Annotated in this window: 22 protein-coding genes and 1 pseudogene; 21 read left to right on the forward strand and 2 right to left on the reverse strand. The window is 38.1% G+C overall.

All coding sequences use genetic code 11. The annotated features are described in order from the left end of the window. Positions 1 to 61 precede the first annotated feature (61 nt). The 7 genes from pfkA to FRX52_RS01065 all read left to right on the forward strand — a co-directional run bounded on the left by pfkA (position 62) and on the right by FRX52_RS01065 (position 8,924). Positions 62 to 1,075 (forward strand): 6-phosphofructokinase, encoded by a 1,014-nt coding sequence (gene pfkA / locus FRX52_RS01035; RefSeq protein ID WP_146460123.1) that lies wholly within the window; start codon positions 62 to 64, stop codon positions 1,073 to 1,075. Between the two features lie 33 nt (positions 1,076 to 1,108). Beyond that, positions 1,109 to 2,611: a pyruvate kinase gene (gene pyk / locus FRX52_RS01040; protein ID WP_146538186.1), complete on the forward strand. Its 1,503-nt coding sequence runs from the start codon at positions 1,109 to 1,111 to the stop codon at positions 2,609 to 2,611. Positions 2,612 to 2,775: 164 nt separating this feature from the next. After that, entirely contained in the window at positions 2,776 to 3,330 is a 555-nt protein-coding gene (gene lepB / locus FRX52_RS01045) for a signal peptidase I (RefSeq protein ID WP_146538187.1), read from the forward strand. Positions 3,331 to 3,504: 174 nt separating this feature from the next. Then, positions 3,505 to 5,319, forward strand: a complete 1,815-nt coding sequence (gene glmS, locus FRX52_RS01050; RefSeq protein ID WP_146538188.1) for a glutamine--fructose-6-phosphate transaminase (isomerizing) — start codon at positions 3,505 to 3,507, stop codon at positions 5,317 to 5,319. Between the two features lie 13 nt (positions 5,320 to 5,332). After that, positions 5,333 to 5,662 carry a zinc ribbon domain-containing protein YjdM gene (locus tag FRX52_RS01055; protein ID WP_146460132.1) on the forward strand — a complete coding sequence of 110 codons (330 nt, stop codon included), beginning with the start codon at positions 5,333 to 5,335 and terminating at the stop codon, positions 5,660 to 5,662. Between the two features lie 66 nt (positions 5,663 to 5,728). After that, positions 5,729 to 8,368, forward strand: coding sequence for a DNA polymerase I (gene polA, locus FRX52_RS01060; protein ID WP_146538189.1), 2,640 nt, complete (start codon positions 5,729 to 5,731; stop codon positions 8,366 to 8,368). 127 nt (positions 8,369 to 8,495) lie between these two features. Further along, positions 8,496 to 8,924 (forward strand): Fur family transcriptional regulator, encoded by a 429-nt coding sequence (locus tag FRX52_RS01065; protein ID WP_146538366.1) that lies wholly within the window; start codon positions 8,496 to 8,498, stop codon positions 8,922 to 8,924. Between the two features lie 17 nt (positions 8,925 to 8,941). Here FRX52_RS01065 and FRX52_RS01070 read toward each other — a convergent pair whose 3' ends face one another. Beyond that, the gene (locus FRX52_RS01070) at positions 8,942 to 9,709 is read right to left on the reverse strand and encodes a DUF975 family protein (RefSeq protein ID WP_186603306.1); all 768 of its coding nucleotides are present in this window, start codon (positions 9,707 to 9,709) and stop codon (positions 8,942 to 8,944) included. A 129-nt stretch (positions 9,710 to 9,838) separates the two neighbouring features. Here FRX52_RS01070 and tgt point away from each other — a divergent pair, with 129 nt between their 5' ends. The 3 genes from tgt (at position 9,839) to trpX (ending at position 13,475) form a co-directional block, all read left to right on the forward strand. Beyond that, positions 9,839 to 10,981 carry a tRNA guanosine(34) transglycosylase Tgt gene (gene tgt / locus FRX52_RS01075; protein WP_146460137.1) on the forward strand — a complete coding sequence of 381 codons (1,143 nt, stop codon included), beginning with the start codon at positions 9,839 to 9,841 and terminating at the stop codon, positions 10,979 to 10,981. Between the two features lie 186 nt (positions 10,982 to 11,167). Continuing rightward, a complete protein-coding gene (locus tag FRX52_RS01080) occupies positions 11,168 to 12,358 on the forward strand; it encodes an MFS transporter (protein ID WP_146538191.1) in 1,191 nt (396 codons plus the stop codon). Positions 12,359 to 12,485: 127 nt separating this feature from the next. Beyond that, positions 12,486 to 13,475: a tryptophan ABC transporter substrate-binding protein gene (trpX, locus tag FRX52_RS01085; protein WP_261378947.1), complete on the forward strand. Its 990-nt coding sequence runs from the start codon at positions 12,486 to 12,488 to the stop codon at positions 13,473 to 13,475. A 33-nt stretch (positions 13,476 to 13,508) separates the two neighbouring features. Here the strand turns inward: trpX and FRX52_RS01090 are convergent, their stop codons facing one another. After that, a complete protein-coding gene (locus FRX52_RS01090) occupies positions 13,509 to 14,264 on the reverse strand; it encodes a prepilin peptidase (protein ID WP_315897422.1) in 756 nt (251 codons plus the stop codon). Here FRX52_RS01090 and FRX52_RS01095 point away from each other — a divergent pair. The 11 genes and pseudogenes from FRX52_RS01095 to FRX52_RS05535 all read left to right on the forward strand — a co-directional run bounded on the left by FRX52_RS01095 (position 14,258) and on the right by FRX52_RS05535 (position 23,824). Further along, positions 14,258 to 14,713: a DNA starvation/stationary phase protection protein gene (locus FRX52_RS01095; protein ID WP_146460144.1), complete on the forward strand. Its 456-nt coding sequence runs from the start codon at positions 14,258 to 14,260 to the stop codon at positions 14,711 to 14,713. The two genes, FRX52_RS01090 and FRX52_RS01095, sit on opposite strands and share 7 nt — an antisense overlap. 81 nt (positions 14,714 to 14,794) lie before the next feature. Beyond that, positions 14,795 to 15,019: a YqgQ family protein gene (locus tag FRX52_RS01100; protein WP_146460146.1), complete on the forward strand. Its 225-nt coding sequence runs from the start codon at positions 14,795 to 14,797 to the stop codon at positions 15,017 to 15,019. Then, entirely contained in the window at positions 14,994 to 15,959 is a 966-nt protein-coding gene (locus FRX52_RS01105; protein WP_146538193.1) for an ROK family glucokinase, read from the forward strand. Before FRX52_RS01100 ends, FRX52_RS01105 begins: the two co-directional genes overlap by 26 nt. A gap of 22 nt (positions 15,960 to 15,981) precedes the next feature. Then, positions 15,982 to 16,374: a rhodanese-like domain-containing protein gene (locus FRX52_RS01110; protein WP_146538194.1), complete on the forward strand. Its 393-nt coding sequence runs from the start codon at positions 15,982 to 15,984 to the stop codon at positions 16,372 to 16,374. 173 nt (positions 16,375 to 16,547) lie between these two features. After that, positions 16,548 to 18,389: a translational GTPase TypA gene (gene typA / locus FRX52_RS01115; RefSeq protein ID WP_146460152.1), complete on the forward strand. Its 1,842-nt coding sequence runs from the start codon at positions 16,548 to 16,550 to the stop codon at positions 18,387 to 18,389. Positions 18,390 to 18,413: 24 nt separating this feature from the next. Continuing rightward, a complete protein-coding gene (locus FRX52_RS01120; protein ID WP_146460155.1) occupies positions 18,414 to 18,671 on the forward strand; it encodes a DUF3165 family protein in 258 nt (85 codons plus the stop codon). 103 nt (positions 18,672 to 18,774) lie between these two features. Beyond that, the gene (gene murD / locus FRX52_RS01125) at positions 18,775 to 20,136 is read left to right on the forward strand and encodes a UDP-N-acetylmuramoyl-L-alanine--D-glutamate ligase (protein ID WP_146538195.1); all 1,362 of its coding nucleotides are present in this window, start codon (positions 18,775 to 18,777) and stop codon (positions 20,134 to 20,136) included. Beyond that, a complete protein-coding gene (locus FRX52_RS01130) occupies positions 20,133 to 21,194 on the forward strand; it encodes a UDP-N-acetylglucosamine--N-acetylmuramyl-(pentapeptide) pyrophosphoryl-undecaprenol N-acetylglucosamine transferase (protein WP_146538196.1) in 1,062 nt (353 codons plus the stop codon). Before murD ends, FRX52_RS01130 begins: the two co-directional genes overlap by 4 nt. An 8-nt stretch (positions 21,195 to 21,202) precedes the next feature. Next, on the forward strand, positions 21,203 to 22,288 hold the full coding sequence (locus tag FRX52_RS01135) for a cell division protein FtsQ/DivIB (protein WP_146538197.1): 1,086 nt from the start codon (positions 21,203 to 21,205) through the stop codon (positions 22,286 to 22,288). 141 nt (positions 22,289 to 22,429) lie between these two features. Next, positions 22,430 to 23,621, forward strand: a pseudogene (gene ftsA / locus FRX52_RS01140) (cell division protein FtsA); the annotation flags it as partial. Then, complete coding sequence (locus tag FRX52_RS05535) at positions 23,597 to 23,824, forward strand: cell division protein FtsA C-terminal domain-containing protein (RefSeq protein ID WP_398586887.1); 228 nt, start codon at positions 23,597 to 23,599, stop codon at positions 23,822 to 23,824. The pseudogene ftsA and the gene FRX52_RS05535, both read left to right, overlap by 25 nt. The last annotated feature ends 14 nt before the right edge of the window (positions 23,825 to 23,838 follow it).

The following is a 23,838-nucleotide window of genomic DNA, read 5'->3' on the forward strand; positions in this document are numbered from 1 at the left end:
AATTTTACTTGTGAATGTGCTATAATGATGTAGTTAAAAAGAAAAAGGAGTACAAAGATAAATGAAACGTATTGCTGTTTTAACCAGTGGTGGTGACGCTCCAGGAATGAATAATGCGATTCGAGCAGTTGTTCGTAAAGCAATTTCAGAAGGAATGGAAGTTTACGGTATCAATCGTGGCTATGCTGGTATGGTTGAGGGAGATATTTTCCCAATGGACGCTAAGAGTGTGTCTAATATTCTCTCACATGGTGGCACTTTCCTAAAATCTGCTCGTTATCCTGAATTTGCCAAGTTAGAAGGACAATTAGCTGGAATTGAACAATTGAAAAAACATGGTATTGAAGGTGTAGTTGTTATCGGTGGTGACGGTTCTTACCATGGTGCTATGCGTTTGACAGAGCATGGTTTCCCAGCAATTGGTATTCCAGGAACCATTGACAATGATATTGTTGGAACAGATTATACGATTGGTTTCGATACAGCTGTTCGAACAGCAACAGAAGCTATTGATAAAATTCGTGATACATCATTTAGTCATGGTCGTACCTTTATCGTTGAAGTTATGGGACGCAACGCAGGTGATATTGCTCTTTGGGCAGGTATTGCTACTGGTGCAGACATTATTGTAATCCCAGAAGAACCGTTTGATATGAAAGAAGTTGTTGCCAACCTTAAAGAAGGTTATGAAGTGAAGAAAAAAGATCACTTTATTATCGTTCTTGCTGAGGGTGTGATGAGTGGTGAAGAATTTGCCAAACAAATGCGTGAAGCAGGTGACACAAGCGATCTTCGTATCACAAACTTGGGTCACATCCAACGTGGTGGAACACCATCGCCTCGTGACCGTGTCTTAGCTTCTTGGATGGGATCACATGCGGTTGAATTACTTAAAGCTGGTAAAGGTGGTCTCGCTGTTGGTGTGAAAAACGAGCAATTGATTGAGAGTCCAATTCTTGGAACAGCAGAAGAAGGTGCTTTGTTTAGCCTGACTGAAGATGGTAAGATTGTGGTTAATAACCCACATAAAGCCCGTCTGGATTTTGCTAAATTGAATAAAGGTTTGGCGCGTTAAGCGATAAAAATATCAAATAGGAGTAAAGAATAAATGAATAAGCGTGTAAAAATTGTTGCAACCCTTGGTCCAGCGGTGGAATTCCGTGGTGGTAAAAAATTTGGTGAAGATGGTTACTGGGGTGAGAGCCTTGATGTTGAAGCATCAGCTCAACGTATCGCTCAGTTGATTAAAGAAGGTGCCAATGTATTCCGTTTTAACTTTTCACATGGTGACCATGAAGAGCAAGGTCAACGTATGGCAGTGGTTCGTCGTGCCGAAGAAATTGCTAACCAAAAAGTTGGTTTCTTGTTAGATACTAAAGGTCCAGAAATCCGTACGGAATTATTTGAAGGTGACGCAAAAGAGTACGACTACACAACTGGTGAAAAAATCCGTGTTGCGACAAAACAAGGTATTAAATCAACTCGTGATGTGATTGCCCTTAACGTTGCTGGTGGTTTGGATATTTTTGATGATGTGGCTGTTGGTCAACAAATTCTTGTTGATGATGGTAAATTGGGTCTTCGTGTTATCGCTAAAGATAATGCCACTCGTGAATTTGAAGTAGAAGTTGAAAACGATAGCGTTATCGCTAAACAAAAAGGTGTAAACATTCCAAATACCTCAATTCCATTCCCAGCTCTTGCTGAGCGTGACAATGCAGATATTCGTTTTGGTCTTGAACAAGGTTTGAACTTTATTGCCATTTCATTTGTTCGTACAGCTAAAGACGTAGAAGAAGTCCGTGCTATCTGTGAAGAAACTGGTAATGGTCATGTTAAATTGTTTGCTAAGATTGAGAACCAACAAGGTATTGATAACCTTGATGAAATCATCGAAGCAGCAGATGGTATCATGATTGCTCGTGGAGATATGGGTATCGAAGTACCATTTGAAATGGTTCCAGTTTATCAAAAAGTTATTATCAAGAAAGTTAACGCTGCTGGTAAAGCTGTTATCACTGCAACAAACATGCTTGAAACAATGACTGAAAAACCTCGTGCAACACGTTCAGAAGTATCAGATGTTTTCAATGCGGTTATTGATGGTACCGATGCAACAATGTTGTCAGGTGAGTCTGCAAATGGTAAATACCCAGTAGAATCAGTGCGTACAATGGCAACTGTTGCTAAAAATGGTCAAGCTCTACTTAGCGAATACGGTCGTCTTGATCCATCAAGCTATGATCGTAGCAATCAAACAGAAGTTATTACATCTGCTGTTAAAGATGCAACTAACTCAATGAATATCAAGTTGGTTGTGACCATTACAGAATCAGGTAATACGGCTCGTGCGATTTCTAAATACCGTCCAGATGCAGATATCTTGGCAGTGACTTTTGATGAAAAAACTCAAAAATCATTGATGATTAACTGGGGTGTCATTCCAGTTGTGACAGCTAAACCTGCATCAACAGATGATATGTTTGACTTGGCTGAGAAAATGGCACTTGAATCAGGTTTGGTTGAAACTGGTGATAATATCGTTATTGTTGCTGGTGTACCAGTTGGTTCTGGTGGTACGAACACAATGCGTATTCGCACAGTTAAATAATAAAATGATCTAAAAGTTACCAAAGTTTATTTTGGTAACTTTTTATGATTGATAAAAGAGTACTGCCTTACAATTTGTTTATTCTATTTTCAAAAATAATAAGCTAGAATATGCCATTAAAACATGATATAATGGTTAAATGGAAAAAGAATAAGGGGGCTAGGATGCTTAAACGAGATTTTATCAGAAATATATTTGGTTTACTCTTAATAGCTGGTGTTTTTCTTGGATTACGAACGTTTGTCTTTTCAACTGCCAAGATTACAGAAGCGGAGAGCAATACTTATTTAAGAACAGGCGATTTGGTTTTAATCAACAAAAAGAAAGAATTAAGTTTGCACGACTTTGTGCAATATGATGTTGAAGGTAAGACTTATATTGGTCGTCTTATTGCAGAAGCAGGCGATTCTGTTGTTTATATGGATGATATTTTCTATCGTAATAATCAAGCTCAGGACGAGCCTTATTTAACTAGTTTAAAAAATCAATATGTGACCAATGACATGTCACCTAGTTTTACTGATGATTTTGATTTGACAACACTGACTGGGAAATCTCTAACAAATATTCCTGAGGATTACTATCTCATTCTTAATGATAATCGTAAGAATCAAGCAGATAGTCGTCAATTTGGTTTGATCAAAAAAAGTCAGATAAAGGGCGTGGTTGAATTTAGGCTCTGGCCCATGGATGATTTTGGTTTTATTCGGACAGAATAGAAGATCAGCTTTTGCTGGTCTTTTTCTTTAAATGACTAGACCAATTGTACATACGTGAAATTCTTGACAAAGATTTTATAAAGTAATATACTGATAAGGGTTAGTTTATGATTATAAAAATGACTAGACCAATTTTATAAAGGAGAAATAGTCCGAGTGACTAGATAGAATGATATGTGTGGAATTGTAGGAGTTGTTGGAAATTCTAATGCAACTGATATTTTATTACAAGGTTTAGAAAAATTAGAGTATCGTGGCTATGACTCAGCGGGAATTTTTGTGACAGCAGGAGATAAGACTGCCTTGATTAAGTCGGTTGGTCGCATCGCTGATTTACGTGATAAAGTTGGCAATCAAGAGCTGGGAGACCGTGGTATTGGTCATACACGTTGGGCAACTCATGGTAAACCGCTAGAAGAAAATGCTCATCCTCATCAATCAGAAACAGGACGTTTGACCTTGGTTCATAATGGGGTGATTGAGAACTACGCTGAACTGAAAGAAGATTATCTAGCAGGACATCATTTTAAGGGGCAAACCGATACAGAAGTGGCTGTTCACTTGATTGGTAAATTTGTCGAAGAAGATGGCCTAGATACCTTGTCAGCCTTTCGTCAGGCTCTTCAATTGATTAAGGGATCTTATGCCTTTGCTTTGATTGATAAGGAAGATGCGGATACTATTTATGTGGCTAAAAATAAGTCACCACTTTTAATTGGGCTTGGTCAGGGTTATAACATGGTCTGTTCAGATGCGATGGCCATGATTCGTGAAACCAATCAATACATGGAGATTCACGATCAGGAGTTGGTAGTATTGACTAAGGATAGTGTTTCTGTTCAAGACTACTCAGGTAATTCATTGGAGCGTGAGGCCTACACGGCAGAACTTGATTTGTCAGATATTGGTAAGGGAACTTATCCTCACTACATGTTAAAAGAAATTGACGAGCAACCAAGTGTGATGCGTAAGTTAATTTCGACTTACGCAGATGCAAATGGAAATATGGCAGTTGATCCAGCTATCGTTAAAGCTGTTCAAGAAGCTGACCGTCTGTATATCATTGCAGCAGGAACGTCTTACCATGCTGGTTTTGCCTCGAAACAATTTTTGGAAGAATTGACTGACACACCAGTAGAGTTGGGAATTGCTTCTGAGTGGGGTTATGGTATGCCGCTTTTGAGTCAAAAACCCTTGTTTATCTTCTTAACCCAATCTGGTGAAACCGCTGATAGCCGTCAAGTCTTGGTTAAGGTGAATGAATTAGGCTTGCCAAGTTTAACAATTACTAATGTTCCAGGTTCAACTCTATCTCGTGAAGCGAGTCATACGATGTTGCTTCATGCAGGTCCTGAGATTTCAGTAGCTTCAACCAAAGCCTATACGGCACAAATTGCGACGATGGCTTTCTTGGCTAAGGCAGTTGGTCAAGCAAACAATAATACGAAAGCAGCCGCCTTTGATGTGGTTCATGAGTTGTCACTTGTGGCACAATCTATTGAAGCCAGTCTGTCTGATAAGGAAATGATTGCCAATAAGGTGGAAGAATTGCTCTCAACAGCTCGCAATGCCTTTTATATCGGTCGTGGTAGCGATTATTATGTTGCTATGGAGGCTGCCCTTAAACTGAAAGAAATTTCTTATATTCAATGTGAAGGATTTGCTGCGGGTGAATTGAAACATGGGACAATTTCATTGATTGAAGATGGAACACCAGTGATTGCCTTGATGTCAAATAATTCAATCCTAGCACCACATGTTCGTGGTAATGTAGCAGAAGTTGCAGCTCGTGGTGCTCATGTGTTGACCATCGTTGAAGAAGGTATTAACAAAGAAGATGATGATATTGTTGTGAGTAGCGTTCACCCTTATCTATCTAGCATTGCTATGGTTATTCCAACTCAGTTAGTGGCTTACTATGCGTCACTGCAACGTGGTTTGGATGTGGATAAACCACGTAACCTTGCGAAATCAGTTACAGTAGAATAAAAAGGAGAAAATCATGCCGAATTGTCCAAAATGTCAATCAGAATATGTCTATGAAGATCGCGATCTTTACATCTGTCCAGAGTGTGCCTATGAGTGGAATCCAAATGAAACGGTAGAAGACAGTGATGAATTAGTTGTTCTTGATAGCAATGGTACGCGTCTAGCAGACGGCGATAGTGTAACAGTTATTAAGGATTTGAAAGTTAAAGGAGCTCCTAAGGATATTAAACAAGGAACTCGTGTTAAAAATATTCGATTGGTTGAAGGTGACCACAATATTGACTGTAAGGTTGATGGTTTTGGTGCTATGAAATTAAAATCAGAATTTGTTAAAAAATTATAAAAGCTAAAGAGAAGCGGGTGCTTCTCTTTCTTTTTCCTGCTTGGTAAATTATGTTATAATAATAGCATGTTAGAAAAGAAAAAATTATTACTCATTGATGGGTCATCGGTCGCGTTTAGAGCCTTTTTTGCCCTATACAATCAATTAGATCGTTTCAAAAATCAAACTGGTTTGCATACAAATGCCATTTACGGTTTTCATCTTATGCTGGATCACATGATGGAACGTTTGCAGCCAACCCACGTCCTAGTGGCTTTTGATGCTGGCAAAACGACCTTTCGGACAGACTTATTTACAGACTATAAGGCTGGTCGGGCAAAAACGCCTGAAGAATTTCGTGAGCAGTTTCCTTATATTCGTGAGATGTTGACCCATTTGGGGATTACCTATTATGATTTGCCCAATTATGAAGCAGATGATATTATCGGTACCTTAGCTAAGTTAGCAGAAACATCTGATCAACCTTTTGAGATCACCATTGTTAGTGGTGATAAGGACTTGATTCAGCTTACAGATCTGAATACCGTGGTTGAGATTTCTAAAAAAGGTGTGGCAGAGTTTGAAGCGTTCACACCGATCTATCTCAAGGAAAAATTAGGTTTAACACCGCAACAATTTGTGGATCTCAAAGCCCTAATGGGAGATAAGTCGGATAATATTCCTGGTGTGACTAAGATTGGTGAGAAAACTGGTCTGAAGCTCTTGCATGAATTTGGCAGTCTAGAAAATTTATATGAACGTTTGGACGAGCTAAAATCTTCTAAGATGAAAGAAAACTTAATCGCAGATAAAGAGCAGGCTTTTTTATCTAAGACCTTGGCGACCATCAACACCCAAGCACCAGTGACGATTGGCTTAGATGATTTACTTTATCAAGGTCCAAACCTAACCAGCCTTGCTACTTTCTATGAGGAAATGGACTTTAGACAGTTCCGTCAAGCCTTGGATTTACCAGAACCAGCCGCAGAAAAGATTGCTTATCAATTAGTCACAGAAGATCTTAGTGCTGAGATGTTTTCAGAGGACCAATTCTTTTACTTTGAAATCTTAAATGATAATTATCATGTAGAAGATATTGTTGGTTTTGCTTGGGGAAATGAACAAAGGATTTATGTCAGTCAAAATCTTTCTTTATTAAACACAGACTTATTTAAAAAAGTGTTATCGCAACCGATCAAAACTTATGACAGTAAGCGAACCAAAGTCTTGTTGCATCAATTAGGCATTGATTTGCCAATGGCTAGCTATGATAGCCGCTTGGCCAAGTACTTGTTATCCACCGTTGAAGATAATGACTTGGCAACCATTGCTCGTCTATACGGCAAGGGGCAACTAAGTAGTGATGAACAAGTTTATGGCAAAGGTGTCAAACGTGCCTTACCAGAAGATGAACTCTTCCATGCTCATTTGGCAAGAAAGATTCAAGTTTTGATAGAAACAGAACCGATAATGAGTCAAGCTCTAAAAGATAATCAGCAGGAAGAGTTATTCTACGAGATGGAATTGCCTTTGGCTTTTGTTTTAGCCAAGATGGAAATAGCAGGTATTAAGGTTGAGCAATCCAGTTTACAAGAGATGGCTTTGGAAAATCAGTTGGTGATTGATCAACTAACAGAAGAAATCTATGACTTGGCTGGTGAAACTTTTAATATCAATTCGCCCAAGCAGTTGGGAGTTATCTTGTTTGAAAAAATGGGGCTGCCGCTATCAGCTACCAAGAAAACCAAGACAGGTTATTCAACAGCAGCTGATGTTTTGGAGCGTTTGGCTCATCAGTCAGACTTGGTTAGAAAGATTTTAGATTATCGTCAAATTACCAAATTGCAGTCCACCTATATTCTTGGTTTACAAGATTATATTTTAGACGATCATAAAATTCATACACGTTATGTACAAGATTTAACCCAAACAGGTCGTCTGTCTAGTACCGATCCTAATTTGCAAAATATTCCTATTCGTTTAGAACAAGGGCGTTTGATTCGTAAGGCATTCAGACCGTCACATCCAGATTGGTTGTTGTTGAGTTCAGATTATTCTCAAATTGAATTGCGGGTCTTGGCTCATATCTCTGGTGATGAGCATTTGATTGACGGCTTTAAGCAAGGGGTGGATATTCATACCTCAACAGCCATGCGGGTTTTTGGCATTGCCAGTCCAGATCAAGTGACAGATAATGACCGTCGCAATGCCAAGGCGGTTAACTTCGGAGTGGTTTATGGGATTTCTGATTTTGGTCTGTCTAATAACTTAGGCATTAGCCGCCAAGCAGCTAAAACTTATATCGAAACCTATTTTGCACGTTATCCAGGGATTAAGACCTACATGGATCAGATTGTCGCAGACGCTAAAACTAAAGGGTATGTTGAAACCATCTTTAAACGTCGGCGTGAATTGCCAGACATCCATTCGCGTAATTTTAATCTGCGTAGCTTTGCGGAACGAACGGCCATCAATTCTCCAATTCAAGGGAGTGCCGCTGATATTCTAAAAATAGCTATGATTGAATTAGATAAACAACTAACTGAAAGAGGGTTGAAAGCCAGAATGCTTTTGCAGGTGCATGATGAAATCGTCTTGGAGTTGCCTAAAGAAGAACTAGAAGAAGTTCAAATTTTGGTTAAGGATACTATGGAGAATGCCGTTAGTCTGGCAGTGCCACTTTTGGTTGATCAAAGTCATGGTCAAACCTGGTACGAGGCAAAATAGGCCATTAGTCAGTTGTTGAAGAAATTTAGGTATCAATAACTTGGTCGATGATTGATTTACTTCACATGAAATTAAAATAAAGAGGTTGGGAGGTGTGGCTGTGATCATCTTATCAGAAACAGATCGTATGATTTATGAAGAAACATTGGAAGAGCTAAAAGAACGTCATATTCGATTGACGGATACACGGAAGGCAATTTTGGCCTATATGATTGCTAGTCATGAACATCCAAGTGCAGAGAAAATCTATCAAGATTTGTTACCAAACTATCCTAGCATGAGTTTGGCAACTGTTTACAATAATCTCAAGGTTCTGGTTGATGAGGGTTTTGTTAGTGAGTTAAAATTACCACAAGATAACACCAGCTATTATGACTTTTTAGGTCATCACCATCCCCATGTTATTTGTCAAAATTGTGGGAGAATTGTTGATGTCATGCTAACTAACCTACCTGATGTGAAATTAGCTATTCAAGCTGAAACAGGTTTTAAGATTACCAAAACGCAGACCATGATTTATGGGATTTGTCCCTGGTGTCAAGAAAAAAAGGCTTAGACGGTTGTCTAAGCCTTTTATGATTGGTGATGTTTTGTGAGTTGATCATAGAAGACCACTTTGGCAGTAGTATAGTAAGGTAGAATATATATCATCAAAAGATTGGCAGTCAATTCGTTTAAGATGAACCAACCGATAAAAGATAAGTCTAAGAAAAAGGCTTGTTTTCGATGGCCTTTCATTAAACGACGACTAGTCATTAAAACGTGATGAGGGGTTGTATAGGTATTTAGTGCTAGTTGTTCAGCAAGGATAAATTCAGCTTGAGAAAAAGCATAATGCCAAGGGGCAAGAAAAATCAATGCAAATAAAATAAAGATAACGATTAGGCTAATGCCCCATCCAAACGTTGTGCTAATATCATTGAGAACAAGGGTGTGATTGCCTAAGGGTGTATATGAATATAACAGAAACAGTATAGTAGCAGAACTGATGATAAAAAGAACAATAAAAGGGATAAAGTAAATGAAACGTAACAGGGAAACGAGGATATACTTACCAAGAAAAGATAGCGAAAAACCCCGTGTGCTATCTGTAAATGTTGGACTCGTTTGTTTTTTACGCCAAATGTCTAACATGGTCAAACTAGCTGAGAGAATAAAAAGGGAAGCCATTATAGGAATAAAGATAAAAATTAATGAATTAACATCATCTTTAAAGAGTATTCTTTCTATACCTGTATAGATAAGGATGAGTAAAATCGGAGTTAAGAAAATTTTATATTTATTTGGTGTTTGTTTTAGTTGATGCCTAGCTGCTTGGCGAATAGATTTATTGGTCATCATAGTAGTAGTCTCCTTTTGTCTTATTTTCATTATATCATATCTCATGACAGTAGTTCATTTTTTTGGTAAAATATGGGAGTCAAGAAAGCCTGGAACTGTATTTTCCAGTTGCAAAGTAAAGGAGATAAGATGACGCAACATCCAATTCAATATCGTTTGATTAAAAAAGAGAAGCACACAGGTGCTCGTTTGGGGGAAATTATTACTCCACATGGCACTTTTCCGACGCCTATGTTTATGCCTGTCGGAACTTTAGCAACGGTTAAAACTCAGTCGCCTGAGGAATTAAAAGAAATGGGTTCAGGGATTATTTTATCGAACACCTATCACTTATGGCTACGCCCAGGTGATGAATTGGTGGCTCAAGCTGGTGGTCTGCATAAATTTATGAATTGGGATCAAGCCATTTTGACAGATAGTGGTGGTTTCCAAGTTTATTCTTTAGCAGATAGTCGTCAAATTACAGAAGAAGGAGTGACTTTTAAGAATCATCTCAATGGCTCTAAGATGTTTTTATCGCCAGAAAAGGCGATTGCCATTCAAAACAATCTGGGTAGTGACATCATGATGAGTTTTGATGAATGCCCTCAATTTTATCAGCCCTATGATTATGTGAAAAAATCTATTGAACGCACTAGTCGTTGGGCAGAGCGTGGCTTGAATGCCCACCGTCGTCCACATGACCAAGGTATTTTTGGAATCGTGCAAGGGGCTGGTTTTGAAGATCTTCGTCGTCAGTCTGCTCAAGATTTAGTCAGCATGGATTTTTCAGGTTATTCGATTGGCGGTTTGGCTGTCGGAGAAACGCATGAAGAAATGAATGCGGTCCTAGATTTCACAACGCCATTGTTACCAGAAAACAAGCCACGTTATTTAATGGGAGTAGGTGCACCAGATAGCCTGATTGATGGTGTTATTCGTGGTGTTGATATGTTTGACTGCGTTTTACCAACTCGTATTGCGCGTAATGGGACCTGTATGACCAGTCAGGGACGTTTGGTTGTCAAAAATGCTCAATTTACAGAAGATTTCAGTCCACTGGATCCAAATTGTGACTGTTACACTTGCCAAAATTATACACGCGCCTACATTCGTCATCTTTTAAAAGCAGATGAAACCTTCGGTATTCGTTTAACAAGTTACCATAACCTTTATTTCTTGGTTAATTTAATGAAACGTGTGCGTCAAGCTATTTTAGATGACAATTTGCTGGAGTTTAGAGAAGATTTTATAGAACAATATGGCTACAATCGTTCTAAGCGTAATTTTTAAGGTTGACTTAAGCTAAGGAAGCTATAATGTAAACATCCTAAAACTTTTCTTTTTCATAAATCTCCAAAACCACTCTTTCGTCAAAGGGTGGTTTTTTCTATTGACAACAAGTTGTAAGATGTTAAAATGATAATAAAGAAAGCGATAACATATCTTGTGGATAGGATTGATTGGAGGTGACAAGCTATGACATTTAGATCCTTGACAGCTAATTTTTATCATTTGATATTAAGTCGGTCGAGTCGTAATATTGCAGATAGTTTTTATTGGATTGCCTTATCAATTGGTTTGATTCAAGTTTATCAGATTGATGCAGGTAGTTTATCTCTATTTGCCTTACTGGGCTTGCTTCCTCAGTTGACTTCTTTTTTATATGGTCCAGTGATTGACCAGATTAAGCAAGACAAGCCTTGGTTGATTGCCTTTCAAGTTAGCCAGTTATTTTTGATTATCTCAATCATCTGTTGCTTGACGTTTAAGTGGCAAGTGGTTTGGATGTATGGCTTAAATTTTTTGTTTCATCTTGTGACAGTTTGGTTAAATACCATGCAGATGAAAATTATCCCAGATACGTTGGATAACGATGATGAGTTGATTGATAAATCGATTGATTTACAGTATGCGACATCTAATGTTCTCGATATACTGAGTAATTTTCTAGCTTCTTGCTTGTTAGCTGTCATTTCCTATAAGGTGCTTCTACAACTGAGCTTGCCATTTTTTATGGCTGCCATTTATTTTATTTGTCGAATACAACTCAAACCAAAGCAAACGATAGAAACGGCAGCTGACAAGGAACCTAACAAAAAAGAAAATTTGGCTCAGTCGATTGCCATCTTTCGCTCATCTCCTTATGCGTCCTTGATTGTGATGGTAGAGTCATTTCTAAGTGGAGGGACAGATTTATTGCTGACCTTGATGCCCTTATACCTTTTACAAGAAGGGATTTCCATTAAGCTAGTTGGATTGGTTTTAGCCGTCCAGCGTGGAGCTGACTTGCTGGGGGCTTTTATCGCTCCTAAACTATCGATTTCACCAAGACGATTTTTCTTTATGGACTATATTATTTCAGGCACGTGTTTATTATTGGTTTTTCTAGTAGCCAATCCCTACCTTAAACTTTTTCTCTTTTTCCTAGCCTTTGTGATTATTGGGATTTCTGGTAATATTTTTGAGAAACTGATTTATGCAGAATATGATCATGATAAGATGGCAGTGGTTTATTCAACCAATTCAAGTTTGTATGCTTTTTGGGGAATTTTATTTCTGTTGATTCCAAGTGTGTATCAAAATATCTTGGTCTTAGGTATTGCCATCAATGCCTTAACCATACTTGTCGGTTTTTATTTAGCTATCAACTATAAAAAAGAGGCTTAATCTTAAGCTTCTTTTCAAATCAACTGAAATACCTTTACTTTTTAGTTGAATTATGATACATTGAACAGAAATAGAAAAACATCTGTACTTTAATCAGATAATCTTAGAGAAAGTAGGGAGAGATATGATAAAAAATAAACGATTGTTTAGTTTATTAGGTTTAGGATTTTTAGCCCTCATTATTTTTGGGGTATTCAGTTCACAAAAAAAACAAGAGTCAGCACAAGAAGAAGTCAAGGTCGGAGTCTTGCAATATGTTACGCATGAGGCCTTAGACACTATCTATGCTGGTATTCAAGAAGGTTTAAAACAGGCGGGTTACGATGATAAACGTGTCACGATTGATTTTTTAAATGCTGAGGGCGATCAAAGTAAGGTTCAAACCATGAGTCAGACTTTGGTTAATAATGGCAATCAGGTCTTGGTTGGGATTGCAACACCAGCAGCTCAAGGTTTGGCCAATGCGACCAAAACTATTCCAGTTGTTATGGGGGCTGTCACTGATCCAGTCGGTGCTAATTTGGTCAAAGATTTGGAAAAACCAAATGGTAATGTCACAGGGGTTTCAGATCAGACACCAATAGCTAGTCAACTAGAGTTGATTAAGACCTTGACACCATCTGTTAAAACCATTGGGATTTTATATAGCAGTAGTGAAGATAATTCCAAATCTCAAGTTGAAGAATTTGCTAACATGGCACAAACCAAGGGTTACCAAGTTGAAACCTATGCTGTTCCTTCAACCAATGAAATTGCAACGACGTTGAATGTGATGTTAGACAAGGTTGATGCCTTATGGGTGCCTTTAGATAATACCATTGCTAGTGCTTTTGCGACCGTTGTTTCAGTAACTAAGGAAGCGAAAAAACCAATTTTTCCAAGCGTTGATACGATGGTTGCAGAAGGAGGCTTGGCTTCCGTAGTTATTGATCAATATCAATTAGGTGTAGCAACTGGTCAAATGGTTGCCAAGGTACTTGATGGTGAAAAAATTGCAAATCTTCCTGTGGAGATTTTTAGTGAAGGTAAGCCAGTGATCAATAAAAAGGTTGCAGCTGAGTTAGGGATTTCAATTCCAGAAGAAGTGTTATCATCAGCTAGTCAAATCATTGAATAAAAAAGTTGGGACAATTTGTTCCAACTTTTTTATTTAGCTTAGCCATAAAACCACAAGATAGGCTAGAAAAAGAAAAGGAACAAAAGCAATACTTTTGTGCTTATTTTTGCCAATAAAATAATAAGTTAATCCTAGTAAACTAGCTAGTTGGAGTAAATAAAGTAGCTGATAAAAATCGAGAGTAAACGTTAGACTAGCCAAAAAGAGAAAGTCTCCATTACCAATTTTAAGCGGAAGAAAAGTCGCTAAGAGAGCCAAAAATAAAAAGAATAGGCTAATTTGGTTAATAGGATGAAAGAAAAAAAGGAGACTACTACCGATAAGCCAAATACAAAGAGGATAGGCTTGCTCTTTCAAATCATATAAAGTCAGGATTAAACCGAGATAGATTAAGATGGTCTGGGCAGGACTAATGACGTCTGCATAGCAAGCTAGTGCAACGAGTCCAGACATTAATTCTAGTCCAGCATACCAAAGGGGGAATTTAGCATGACAAAATCGACAACAAGAGCCATTAATCAATTGTGAAAAAATTGGAATTAAGTCCCTAGCAGTTAATGTTTTTTTGCAATGGTTGCAGTGACTTCGGGGAAAAAGAATAGATTTTTCTGGAAAGCGATCAAAAACTAACCCTAAAAAAGAGCCTAGGCTAGCTCCAAGGAAAAAAATTAAAATAGTCTTCATACTTTTTAATTCGCTAATTCGTTTTAAAAAGTTAAATGCTTGACAAAGTTTTTTAGAACGATTATAATTAAAACATAAAATAGAAAGAGGTATAACAAATGACAACAAGATCTTATGACGGTACTAAAGAAGTTTTGAACCAAGCAGTAGCTGATATTTATAAGGCTATTTCTATTATTCGTCAGGCACATTGGTATATGCGTGGTCAAGGTTTCCTTTACCTACATAAAAAGATGGATGCTTTGATTGATGGATTAGATGGTCATTTGGATGAATTAAGTGAACGTTTGATTATGTTGGGTGGTGCACCATACTCAACTCTTGAAGAATATCATCAAGTATCTAAACTTGAAGAAGTTAAAGGTAGTTTTGATGTTCCAATGGCAGATCGTTTGACACGATTGATTGAAGTCTATACTTATCTAGCAGAACTTTATCATCAAGGTTTAGAAGTAACGGATGAAGAAGGCGAAGCCGTTGCTAATGGTCTGTTTGCAGATGCCCTAGCTGATGCAGATAAGGTCATTTGGATGCTTAAAGCTGAATTAGGTTAATAAAAGCAGTCAGTTCCTAACAAGGAGCTGGCTATTTTGGTCATTGAAAACTGTTCTTGAATTTGCTAAAATGAATAGGGTATGAAAGACTTATATGATGTTCAACAGTTGCTCAAACGATTTGGAATCTTTGTTTATTTGGGCAAACGCTTATATGATATTGAGATGATGAAGATTGAATTGGAGCGTCTTTATCAAAATGGCTTGTTAGCTAGGGAAAATTATTTGCAAGCAGAGTTGATTTTACGACGGGAGCATCGATTGGAAAAGGAGCAAGAAAATGACAAGAAAATTACTAGGAATTGATTTGGGTGGCACGAGCATTAAATTTGGCATCGTGACTCAAGAAGGAGACGTTCAGGACAAATGGTTGATTGCAACCAATAGTTTAGAAGATGGGCGTCATATTTTACCAGATATTATAGCCTCTATTAAGCATCGTTGGGAACTTTATGGCTTGACCAAGGCTGATTTTATTGGTATTGGGATGGGTTCCCCAGGAGCAGTTAATCGTGAGCAAAAAACGGTTACAGGTGCTTTTAATTTGAATTGGGCAAAGACTCAAGCAATTGGTCAAGTGATTGAAGCAGAATTAGAACTGCCTTTTGTCATTGATAATGATGCCAATGTTGCTGCCTTGGGAGAGGCTTGGGTCGGTGCTGGTGATAATCAATCTGATGTCGTTTTTATGACCCTTGGTACAGGTGTTGGTGGCGGTATTATTGCTGATGGCAACCTCATTCATGGTGTGGCTGGAGCAGGTGGTGAGATTGGTCACATGATTGTAGCGGCTGAAACAGGTTTTGCTTGTACATGCGGTAATGTAGGTTGCTTGGAAACAGTAGCGTCAGCGACAGGTATTGTACGAGTGGCTAGGCTTTTAGCAGAAGAATATGAAGGAGTATCGCCTATTAAAGCAATGATTGACAATGGCGATGACGTGACGAGTAAGATTATCTTTGATGAAGCTAAATCAGGTGATTACTTGGCTAATCAGATTGTGGATAAGGTGGCTAACTATCTTGGTTTAGCTGCTGCCAATCTAGGCAATATTCTTAATCCTAGTGCCATTGTTATTGGTGGTGGGGTTTCAGCGGCAGGTGATTTTTTGCTTAAACGTGTAGAAACTCAATTTAAGCGTTATGCTTTTCCACAAGTGCGTCAAACCACTCAGTTGAAATTAGCAGAGCTAGGAAATGATGCAGGTATCATTGGTGCAGCAAGTTTAGTTCGTCAGCTAGGATAGAAAATAGAAAGAGAAGAATAAGATGATAACAGCATTGGTATGGTTAATTTTGCTAGGTTTTATAGCTTGGTTGCTTTGGAATTATTTCCGGGTTCGTCAAGCAGCTCAATTTGTTGATAATGATACTTTCAAAACACTAATGCCTAAGGGGCAGTTAATTGACTTGCGTGATGGTGAAAGTTTTAGACGCAAGCATATCTTGGGTGCTAGACATTTCCAAGCAGCTCAATTCAAGGAATCTTTGTCGGCTCTTAGAAAAGACAAGCCAGTTTTGTTGTATGAAAATGCCCGTGGTGCTAATACTGCTCGTAGTATTTTAACCTTGAAAAAAGCAGGATTTACAGATATTTATGTCCTAAAAGATGGTTTTGACTATTGGGATGGTAAGGTAAAAGAAACTAAAATTAAATCATGAAAAAGTCCAGTCTAGTCGGCTGGCTTTTATTTTTATGAAGAGAGTAAATGGACAGGATTGAAGAAATTATCGTATTTTAATTGAGTAAAAAACGTTTACAAGAGGTTTCTAGTGCTTATTTAAGAGAATTTATGATATAATACAGGGGTTAATCTAAGAATTAAGAGGAAAACATGACAAAATTAAGAGAAGATATCCGTAACGTTGCCATTATTGCCCACGTTGACCACGGAAAAACAACCCTTGTTGATGAATTATTGAAACAATCACAAACCTTGGACGAACGTACGACTTTGGACGAACGTGCCATGGACTCAAATGATTTAGAAAAAGAGCGTGGGATTACTATCCTTGCTAAAAATACAGCCGTTGCCTACAATGATGTTCGTATCAATATTATGGATACCCCAGGACATGCGGACTTCGGTGGAGAAGTTGAACGTATCATGAAAATGGTAGATGGTGTTGTTTTGGTTGTTGATGCCTATGAAGGAACTATGCCACAAACTCGCTTTGTATTGAAAAAAGCCTTGGAACAGAACCTAACACCAATCGTGGTTGTCAATAAAATTGATAAACCATCAGCACGTCCTGAAGAAGTTGTTGACGAAGTGCTTGAACTCTTTATTGAATTAGGAGCAGATGATGACCAATTAGAATTCCCTGTTGTTTATGCTTCAGCGATTAACGGAACATCGTCTTTATCAGATAATCCGGCTGACCAAGAAGCGACGATGGCACCAATTTTTGATACCATCATCGATCATATTCCTGCACCAGTGGATAATTCAGATGAGCCGCTACAATTCCAAGTATCACTACTAGATTACAATGACTTTGTTGGTCGTATTGGTATCGGTCGTATCTTCCGTGGAAGTGTTAAAGTTGGTGATCAAGTTACCCTTTCAAAACTTGACGGCACAACGAAAAATTTCCGTGTAACGAAACTCTTTGGTTTCTTTGGTCTTGAACGTCGTGAAATCCAAGAAGCTAAGGCAGGTGATTTGATTGCGGTATCAGGTATGGAAGACATCTTTGTTGGTGAAACAGTGACACCGACAGATGCAGTAGAACCATTGCCGGTATTGCGTATTGATGAACCAACCCTTCAAATGACTTTCTTGGTTAATAATTCGCCATTTGCCGGTCGTGAAGGAAAATGGGTAACTTCTCGTAAGGTTGAAGAACGTTTATTAGCAGAATTGCAGACAGACGTTTCCTTGCGTGTTGATCCAACGGATTCGCCAGATAAATGGACAGTGTCAGGTCGTGGTGAATTGCACTTGTCCATTTTGATTGAAACCATGCGTCGTGAAGGTTATGAATTGCAAGTTTCTCGTCCAGAAGTTATCATCAAAGAAATTGATGGGGTCAAGATGGAGCCGTTTGAGCGTGTTCAAATTGATACTCCAGAAGAATATCAAGGTGCCGTAATTCAATCCTTGTCAGAGCGTAAGGGTGACATGCTTGATATGCAAATGGTTGGTAATGGTCAAACACGTTTAATTTTCCTTGTTCCAGCGCGTGGTTTGATTGGTTACTCAACCGAGTTCTTATCAATGACGCGTGGTTATGGGATTATGAACCATACCTTTGATCAATATTTACCAGTCGTTCCAGGAGAAATCGGTGGACGTCACCGTGGTGCCTTGGTTTCTATTGATGCTGGTAAGGCAACAACGTACTCAATCATGCGTATTGAAGAACGTGGTACGATCTTTGTTAATCCAGGTACAGAAGTTTACGAAGGGATGATTATCGGAGAAAACTCTCGTGATAATGACTTGACAGTTAATATTACAACAGCCAAGCAGATGACAAACGTGCGTTCGGCAACTAAAGACCAAACGTCAGTAATTAAGACCCCACGTATTTTGACTTTGGAAGAATCACTTGAATTTTTGAATGATGATGAGTATATGGAAGTGACACCTGAGTCAATTCGCTTGCGTAAGCAGATTCTTGATAAACAAGGGCGTGACAAGGCTAACAAGAAGAAAAAATCTGCTGAATAAGATTTTTTATGAAGAGGTGAGCTAATGTTTTATCTCATTATTGCCTTGATGATTTTGGGTTACTATTTTTTTGCAGCACCTAAATCAATCAAGAATACCCTAAATATCATTTTTATTGTGGGTTTGGTGGGTAGTTTTGTGGTTTTAGCTATCTTGAGTTTTACCCAGTTGAGTCAATCGCCACCAGAGATTTTTGTTGGCTTGTTAATGACTTTGGTAGGTGTTTTAGCTTTAAAAGACATGTTTGCTCTGACTACTAAATCAAATCAATCGAAGAAATGAAAGGAAGACTTGTCGGGTCTTCCTTTTTCTTTAATCTTGAAAATTCCCTTAATTAAAGGTAAAATAGATAGAAATAGAAAGATTAGAATGAGATAAAAACGATATGAAAATGATTAGTCGGTTTAAAAATCAGAAAGTCTTGGTACTGGGTTTGGCTCGTTCAGGACTAGCAGCTGCTAAGTTATTGCACCAATTAGGTGCTTTAGTTACGGTTAATGATGGAAAAGCCTTGGAAGAAAATCCCATGGCTAAAGAGTTATTAAGCATGGGGATGAAAGTGATTTGTGGTCATCATCCAGTGGAATTATTAGAAGAAGAATTTGCCTTGATGGTTAAAAATCCAGGGATTCCTTACAGTAATCCTATGGTTGTAGCTGCTTTGGCGAAGAGTTTGCCTATTTTTACTGAAGTTGAATTAGCTTATTTGATTTCTGAGGCGTCAATTATTGGTATTACTGGTTCAAATGGCAAAACAACAACAACAACCATGATTGCTAATGTTTTTGAGTGTGCAGGGCGTCCAGGCTTATTAGCGGGAAATATTGGCTTTCCTGCTAGCGAAGTAGCTCAAACAGCAACGGCATCTGATGTGATGATTACTGAGTTATCGAGTTTTCAATTGATGGGAGTTAAGGAATTTAAGCCCCATATTGCCGTGATTACTAACTTTGTTGCAAGTCATTTAGACTATCACGGTGAGTTTGACGACTATGTGGCAGCAAAGTGGAAGATTCAAGAGCAAATGTCTGAAGAAGATTTTTTGATTTTGAATGTCACACAAGAGTTGGCCAAGGAATTGGCTAAAACAAGTAAAGCCACTGTTGTTCCTTTTTCAGTTACTGAAAAAGTGGACGGTGCCTATCTGTTTGAAAACCAACTTTACTTTAAGAAAGAGTTGATTATGTCAGCTGATGAGATTGGTGTTCCTGGTCTTCATAATATAGAAAATGCCTTGGCAACTATTGCAGTGGCTAAATTATCTGGTATTGACAATCAAGCGATTAAAGAAGGTATTACTCGTTTTTCTGGTGTCAAGCACCGTTTGCAAGATTTAGGAACGGTGAAACAGGTGCGTTTTTATAATGATAGTAAGTCAACCAATATTCAAGCGACCCAAAAGGCCCTCTCAGGCTTTGATAACAAGCAAGTGCTTTTAATCCTAGGTGGTTTGGATCGTGGTAATGCTTTTGATGAGCTTTTGCCAGATTTACAGGGAATTAAGCAGTTAGTTTTAATCGGCGAAGTGGCTCCACGTTTGAAAGAACTGGCAGAAAAAACAGCTCTGCCTTGGGTAATGGCTGATAATGTGGCAGAAGCTACGGAATTAGCTTTTAATTTAGCCAGTGCTGATGATGTGGTTTTGCTTAGTCCTGCTAACGCGAGTTGGGACCAATACCTCAACTTCGAAGAACGTGGAGATGAGTTTATCCAAACAGTTGAAAAAATCAAGGGAGAACAAGCATGACCAAGAAAAAAATTATTTTCACAGGTGGTGGAACAGTTGGTCATGTTACCCTGAATCTACTTCTGATTCCTAGATTTTTGTCAGATGGTTGGGAAGTGCACTACATTGGTGATAAAAATGGTGTTGAATACCAAACCATTATTCAATCAGGTCTTTCAGTAACTTTCCATGGCATTGCAACAGGGAAATTACGTCGTTATTTCAGTTGGCAGAATTTTCTAGACTTATTTAAGGTAGCCTATGGTATTTTACAATCTTTAGTCATTGTAGCTAAAATCCGACCTAACGCTCTCTTTTCAAAAGGAGGCTTTGTTTCAGTTCCTCCAGTCATTGCAGCAAAAATTTTGTCTGTTCCAGTCTTTATTCATGAGTCAGATTTGTCTATGGGTTTGGCCAATAAAATCGCTTATAAATTTGCGACAAAGATGTACACAACCTTTAAACAAGCTAATTTAGCTAAGGAAGAACATGTTGGAGCAATCACAAAAATTGATCAAGACAGTGTTGACATGACCCAAGTTGATTTTATCCGCGACCAGTTTGATGCACAATTAAAAACCATTCTGTTTGTTGGCGGTTCTGGCGGAGCCAAGGTTTTTAATGACTTCATTAGCCAAGAACCAGAATTGATTAAGCGTTATAATGTTATCAATTTATCTGGTGATACTAGCCTTAACCAACTCACGAAAAATCTTTACCGTGTTGATTATGTAACGGATTTTTATCAACCTTTGATGGCAATGGCTGATGTTGTGGTGACTCGTGGGGGAGCCAATACCTTATTTGAGTTGTTAGCGATGAAAAAACTTCATGTGATTGTTCCTTTGGGTAAAGAGGCTAGTCGTGGCGATCAACTGGAAAATGCTGCTTATTTTGAGAAACAAGGTTATGCGAAACAGTTACTTGAAGAAGACTTGACTTTGGAGAACTTGGAATCAGCTATTGCTGAACTTTTGACCAAGCAAGCTAGTTATCAAGAAGCTATGGCAACAACCAAAGATTTGAAATCAATAGCTGATTTTTATAACGTGTTGGAAGCAGATATTAACCAAAATTAAGGGATATTATGTCAAAAAAAAATAAACATGATCAGGCAACACCTGAGAGAGAATTAAGTGATTGGCAAAAAAGAAATATTGAGTTTTTAAAGAAGAAGCAACAAGAAGAACAAATCAAGGCTAAGGCAGCTAAAGACTTATTAGCTAAAAGAAAATCATTGATGAAACAATCACTTCTTGAGGAAGAATCAGTAGTTCAATCTAAACCAAAGAAAAAAATAAGAAAAAAAAATCATAAGGTTACTAAACCAGAAAAGAGAACCTTTATCAAGGCTGGCTCAGTTATTCTTATTGCCGTTTTGGTCTTGGTAAGCTCGGCTTTCTTTTTAACTCCCTATAGTCAACAAAAGATACTGCAAATAACAGGAGTGGAACAAACAACAACTGAAGAAGTGAGCCAAGCTAGTGGTATTAAGAGTACTGACTATTTAACAAGTGTTTGGTTTAATACTAAGAATTATGAAAGAGCCATTAAAACGAATAATCCTTGGGTAAAAAAAGCAAAGATAACCTATCAATTTCCTAATATTTTTAAGATCAAGATAGAAGAATATCAGATTTATGCCTATGGTTTAACAGATCAAGGTTATCGACCTATTTTAGAAAGTGGTACGCGAGTAGATACGCCTGATGCGATTGCTTTAACAGGAGAGGCTTTAATTGTTGACTTTACTAATAAAAAGCAGATCAAGCAGTTAATTCAAGAATTACTTAAAGTTGATCAACAAATTGTGAGCCAAGTCAGAAATGTGAGTTTGACACCGAGTAAAGCGACAGCTGATTTGTTACAGTTGGAAATGTATGATGGTAATTTGGTAAGGGTTCCTTTATCAGAATTGTCCAAGAAGTTGTCTTATTATAACAAGATGATTCAGCTGACTGATGTAGGCATCATTGATATGGAAGTTGGGATTTATCACACAACGAGTGAGCTTGAAGCACAAAATCAAAGCAGTCAAGAAGAAAACACATCGTCTAGTGAATCAGGCACTTCTTCAGATGAAACCGAAAGTAGTGACGCAATCGAGACGAGTTCAGATGTGTCTGTGGAGGCTACCATATCAGAAACTGAAGAAAATCTTAGTGTAGAATAGGCTTTCCTAGAGATTTTATCGAAATAAAAAACGTAAAATGATATCATTTTACGTTTTTTATGATATAATAATCACTGAGTAATTCTATTTTTGAATAGTATAAACGAATCATAGTTTTGAAAAGATAGTGAGGTCAAGTGAATGGCTAGGAATGGCTTTTTTACAGGTTTGGATATAGGGACGAGTTCAATCAAGGTTCTAGTTGCTGAACTTGTTCAAGGAGAGATGAATGTCATCGGTGTAAGTAATGTCACAAGTACTGGTGTCAGAGATGGTATTATTGTTGATATTGAAGCAGCAGCGAATTCGATTAAATCAGCTATTGAACAGGCAGGTGAAAAAGCAGGGATTACCATTGATAAGGTTAATGTGGCACTTCCTGCTAATCTGTTACAAATCGAGCCCACTCAAGGAATGATTCCTGTACCTAATGAATCAAAAGAAATCAAAGATGAAGATGTAGCAAGTGTCGTTCGTTCAGCCTTGACTAAGAGCATCACTCCTGAGCGTGAAGTTATCTCATTGGTACCTGAAGAATTCATCGTGGATGGTTTTCAAGGAATTCGTGATCCAAGAGGCATGATGGGCGTGCGTTTAGAAATGCGTGGTTTAATCTATACTGGGCCTAATACTATCTTGCATAATTTAAGAAAAACAGTTGAGCGTGCAGGGATTCAAGTTGAGAATATTATCATCTCCCCTCTAGCCATGGCGAAATCAGTCTTAAATGAAGGGGAACGTGAGTTTGGTGCGACTGTTATTGATATGGGAGCAGGGCAAACGACAGTAGCTTCTATGCGAGCACAAGAGTTGCAATATACAAACATCTATTCTGAAGGTGGTGAGTATGTTACTAAAGATATTTCTAAGGTACTCAAAACTTCTATGCAGATTGCAGAAGCCTTGAAATTTAACTTTGGTAGTGCCGATACCAATGCAACGAGTTTGACAGAAACTGTTCCTGTGGATGTTATTGGTAGTGATGAGCCTGTTGAAATTACTGAACGTTATTTATCAGAAATTATTTCAGCTCGTATTCGTCATATTTTAGAGCGAATTAAACAAGATCTAGAACGTGGTCGTTTGCTTGATCTACCAGGTGGTGTAGTCTTAATCGGTGGTGGGTCAATCTTGCCAGGAATTGTTGAATTAGCACAGGATGTGTTTAAAACAAAGGTTAAATTACATGTGCCTAATCAAGTTGGTATTCGTAATCCAATGTTTGCCAATGTTATTAGTTTGGTAGAATATGTTGGAAAAATGAGCGAAGTAGAATTATTAGCTCAAGCTGCTGTAACGGGTGAAGAATTGCTAAGACGTAAACCAACTGATGTTGGACGTCCGACGATGTCAGTGACTGTTCCAGCTCCAACAATGTATCAAGAAGAAACGTTAGATACTGGTGTTCGTCCACCGCTACAAGCTCCAGAAGATTTCATTCCCCAACCGATTAAAACGAAAAAAGTTAAGCCAAAGAAATCAAAAGATAAACTAGGCGATCGGGTACGTGGTGTGTTTGGAAGTTTATTTGATTAAAAGTTTGATTGAAA

This window comes from Streptococcus sp. sy018, from assembly GCF_007859185.1.
Taxonomy (GTDB): Bacteria; Bacillota; Bacilli; order Lactobacillales; family Streptococcaceae; genus Streptococcus.